The sequence below is a fragment of the Siphonobacter sp. genome, from assembly GCF_048595215.1.
In the GTDB taxonomy this organism is placed as follows: domain Bacteria; phylum Bacteroidota; class Bacteroidia; order Cytophagales; family Spirosomataceae; genus Siphonobacter.
In genome coordinates this window covers 1-4,524 of record NZ_JBMDWJ010000318.1, presented here as the reverse complement: position 1 = coordinate 4,524, position 4,524 = coordinate 1, and the positions used below count along the sequence as shown (strand labels likewise).

Sequence of the window (4,524 nt, the reverse complement as noted above, 5' to 3'; positions counted from 1 at the left end):
TGATAGACTGCACATCCTCATTAGACAGCTCGACATATCGCCGGATGTAGGACAATAAGGGCTGGGTGATCGTTTCAGAGAGCATAATTTTCAGGAAATATGTAACGGCGGTTTAATCAGGGGCTAAAGTAAGAAATTTTCTTAGATTTTGTACACTTAAATTGCTTACAAAAGAAGAGTTTTTACTTATTCTTTAAACATTTCATACTTGAATACTAATGAATTAACCTAAGAATACACCCTGTTCCTTAAAATAAGTTAATTTATAAGTTTCACTAGCTAAAATTTAGGGGGTAGCCTAGAAAAACGTTAATCACCTTATTTTGATAAAAGTGTAATTAAACAATCATACTGCCTTAAATGAAAAAGTAAGAACTTCCAGCAAATCACTTCATTTGCTATAAGTTCTTACTCTTCTATGCAATAATTGAGTACTAATCGTTAGGAAATGGTAATTATTTTCCCCAAATCCTCCCAGAAGTGAGGATAAGATTTTACGACTACGGAAGCATCGTCAATTTCCAAATTTGTACGCATCGCTAATGGAGCAAAAGCCATAGCCATTCGGTGATCTTCATAGGTATGAATTGAGGTACCTGGGCGATCCCAACTGGTCTGTTCGTTAGTTACAATACGGTACTTCATATTCGCTTCTTCTTCGACCAGATTTGCATCAAATTTTTGCAACTCCTGTTGAATAGCCAGTACCCGATCCGTTTCTTTTACTTTCAGACTTTCTATACCCGTAAACTCGGCCGGAATTCTTTTTACAGCGGCAATGACGGCAATGGTCTGAGCCAGATCAGGGCAATGGGTAAAATCCCAGCTAAAAGACTTTTCGGCGGGAATTTGGGTCAGGTGAAACCCACGTCCGGTGTACGTACTCTTAACCCCCAACTGTTGCATAATAGCAATAATGGCAGAATCTCCCTGTCGCGAATTTTCTTTTAACCCCAACAGTTCAACTTCCGATCCTTCGGGTCCCAGAGCCACGAGACTGTACCAGTAACTGGCGGCGGACCAATCAGACTCAACGGCGTAATCGCTCGACTGGTACGGCTGAGCGGCCACCCGAATCTGTCGGTTTTCCCAATCTGCCGTAACGTCTGCTCCAAACTGCCGCATTTGCTGGATGGTCATTTCAATGTACGGAATCGACCCAAGTTGACCCGTCAAATGCAGTGTCAGTCCTTTGGGTAAGGTGGGAGCAATCATCAGAATGGCCGAAATAAACTGGCTACTGACGTCACCCCGCATGGTCAGATCTTTCGTACCCGCGTACGAGAACCCTTCGAGCTGAAGCGGCGGATAACCTTCCTTGTTCTGATACGTGATGCGGGCTCCCAATTCCCGTAACGCCTCTACTAAAATACCAATGGGCCGTTCCTGCATCCGGGCCGTTCCGGTCATTACTTTTTGGCGGTTGGCCGCTGCATAATACGCCGTCAAAAAACGCATGGTTGTACCCGCGTCGAGTACGTCGGCTACGGGTTCATCGCGTTGCAGCAGTCGTTGCATGGTCTGGGTATCGCGAGCTTCTGACAGGTTGCTGAGCGATCCCGTTCCCCCCGCCAGAGCGTTGAGGATTAGAGCACGGTTGGACTCTGACTTGGACGCCGGTAACTGAATTTGGGCCTGAAAAGGCTGAGTGATCTTATGCAGGAAAAGCTTTTTCAAAACAGTACAGAAAATAGATCGGTGATTGCAAGGCCAAAATTATTCATTTTCGCGGGTTTTGCCCGGTTTTCTGACAAACTGATTCCCCTGCATACGAAAGAAGGGGCTACTTACCGGTAGTTTCCGGAAGTAGCCCCTCACCTATTCACTGCTTCTTTTAAAACGTTTGTAGTACTTTCAAACGATTCCGGTGACCAATTTTCATGGCTTTGTGCGTGGACTTGTAGCATAAAGCACCCAGGCCAATCAAACCGCCACTGACAATAGCCGTTGAGGAAGTCAACTCCAGCGATGATCCCTTCAATTCCCTGTTCCATACCGGACCAAAGAAATCCATGATGAAATACAACGCTCCGGCCGCGGGCAATAAGTATCCAGCTTGCGTAGCCAGCGAACTTCCTTTCATAAAGTATACTTTCCGAATGTCTGACAAACGGTATTCGGTATATTCTTGCTGATTCGTGATTTCACTAAAATCGGCAAATACGAGCGTTGAGTCGGTCACCGCGAAAATATTATCACGGATTTTTCCGCTCTGGCCTTTGGCTTTGAAAACAAATTCATCGCCCGCAAAAAATCGCTTTCTTCCTCCTGGATAATCGACAGCAATGTATCTGATCGTTTGCCGGGATGTCATGGCCCGGCCCGTTGATGAAGGAGGTTGTTGGGCGTACAAAGCGGGTGCCCAGAGTATTGCAAGTAAAAAGAGTAGCCGTTTCATGGTTTCAATTACGGATGGAGGTACAGAGCAAACGTGTTGTATTAACAAAACGTATTTCCTGCCCTACGGTTTCAGACAAAGGTATGTAATCCCTCGCTTACTCCACAGACACCTAAAGGCTGTTTAGGATTAATGAATGGAGACGCCGCCGGAAACAATAAATTTCATCACTTCCGTTGCGTTGGCTTTGACAGGCTTCACGTGCTCTTTCGGCAGGATAAATAAATGCCCCGAAAATGCGTACGATTGAGGGAAATAAACCGCTACAGAACCGGGTAAATCCCACTCCGAAAGATCGGATTGGGTTAAGAATCCCAGCCGGTATAATTCCGTGTTCGTGTCCATTTTGACGAGCACGGGCTGGTTAAATTTTTTCTTATCGCCGACGAAAGCGGAGGTTAAATCTTTCAGGGAAGAATAAATAATTCGTACCAGTGGAAGGCGATTAATAAACTCTTCAAAGAGATTAAATACCGGAATAATGACGAAGGTAGAGCCCAGAAAACCTACCAAAAAGACAATAGCCAGCACGATAACCATCCCGACGCCCCAAAGGCGAACCTGATTTTCACCCGTACCGATTCCTACGGGAATCAGTCCGTCAAGGTATAAAAATGCCTGGTATAAAATGTAGCCCGTGAAGAACAACGGAGCAATCAACAACAACCCGCGAATGAAGTAACTGACAAAGCGATTTATTATTCTTTTTTTCATGGGAGAAATAGATGGAAGGGGGAATCTATTCTACAATTCGGATTCCTCCGTCAAAGTTCATCGTTCTGCCATTTAAAATCTTACTGACTATAGAAATAAAAAAGAGCCGTACGCTTAGGGGCATACGGCTCTTTTATTTTCTATTCGTTGTAGTACCTAGAATTGGCCTAGGCTACCAGAAATGGACGTAGCGTTTAGGTTAGATAGCGAAAATCCTGACCCGCTTCCAGTTTCAGTAGCGTCTCGTACATCAGCCGAATGACTTCTTCTACATCCTGTTTGTGTACGGTTTCTACCGTCGTGTGCATGTACTTGAGCGGCAGAGAGATCAGGGCGGAAGCCGTTCCTTCAGCGGCGTAGGCAAACGAATCCGTATCGGTTCCCGTTGAGCGACTTACGGCCTGCCGCTGAAACGCAATTTGCTTTTCTTCGGCTACTCCGATTAGGAAGTCCAGCAGGTTATTCTGTACGGCCGGACCGTAGCACAACACGGGACCACCTCCGCATTTCAAGTCTCCCTGTTCTTTCTTGTCGTACCGGGGTGACGTAGTATCGTGAGTAACATCGGTACAGATGGCCACGTCCGCTTTCAGGCGACGAGCAATCATCTCAGCTCCCCGAAGACCGATTTCTTCCTGTACGGCATTGACTACATAAAGCGTAAACGGTAGGGAAACGTTATTTTCCTTCAGCATACGGGCCACTTCGGCAATCATGAAGCCGCCGATCCGGTTATCCAACGCCCGTCCTACGTAATACCGATCGTTGAGTTCCGTCAGCTCGTCTTCGAAGGTTACGACACAACCGACGTGAACGCCCTTTTCCTCCAGCTCTTTCTTGGTAGCTCCGCAGTCAATCGTCAGGTCCGTTACTTTGGGAGCGGTATCCTTTGCCAGATCGCGTACGTGAATGGCAGGCCAGCCGAAGATGCCTTTGACGATTCCCTTTTTGGTGTGAATATGAACACGCTTGGACGGAGCAATCACGGCATCCGAACCACCATTCCGACGGACGTAGATGTACCCGTCATCGGAAATGTAATTAACGAACCAGGAAATTTCATCCGAGTGGGCTTCGATCACCACCTTGTACGGTTGGCCGGGATTAATGATTCCTACTACGGTGCCGTAGGTATCGACGATGTAGTCGTCAATATAGGGTTTAAGATAATCTAGCCAAATCCGTTGTCCTGCGGCTTCAAAGCCCGTTGGAGAAGGGTTATTGAGGTATTGATAGAGAAAGGTTTTGCTACTTTCGGTCATAATAGAAAGGAAATGATAATGATGTGTAGGCACTAAGAACGAAAAAACCGATAGGATTACGCATCTTTCGTTCGCTAAGTGGTACTAAAAATCCGGGCCGTTTACCTTCCTTTACGCAGTTCGTCCAGCCATTCTTTCAGTTCTACCCAA

The 4,524-nt window shown here is 46.2% G+C and carries 4 protein-coding genes; all 4 read right to left on the bottom strand.

Features of this window, described 5'->3' with window-relative positions; translation table 11 throughout:
• Positions 1-441: 441 nt before the first annotated feature.
• Positions 442-1,677, bottom strand: a complete 1,236-nt coding sequence (locus tag ACOJTG_RS19725) for a 3-phosphoshikimate 1-carboxyvinyltransferase (RefSeq protein ID WP_420155389.1) — start codon at positions 1,675-1,677, stop codon at positions 442-444.
• Positions 1,678-1,834: 157 nt separating this feature from the next.
• Positions 1,835-2,398: a hypothetical protein gene (locus tag ACOJTG_RS19720; protein WP_420155388.1), complete on the bottom strand. Its 564-nt coding sequence runs from the start codon at positions 2,396-2,398 to the stop codon at positions 1,835-1,837.
• 129 nt (positions 2,399-2,527) lie between these two features.
• Positions 2,528-3,112, bottom strand: coding sequence for a DUF502 domain-containing protein (locus ACOJTG_RS19715; protein WP_104711013.1), 585 nt, complete (start codon positions 3,110-3,112; stop codon positions 2,528-2,530).
• Positions 3,113-3,306: 194 nt separating this feature from the next.
• Entirely contained in the window at positions 3,307-4,374 is a 1,068-nt protein-coding gene (locus ACOJTG_RS19710; protein WP_094815462.1) for a M42 family metallopeptidase, read from the bottom strand.
• Between the last annotated feature and the right edge of the window lie 150 nt (positions 4,375-4,524).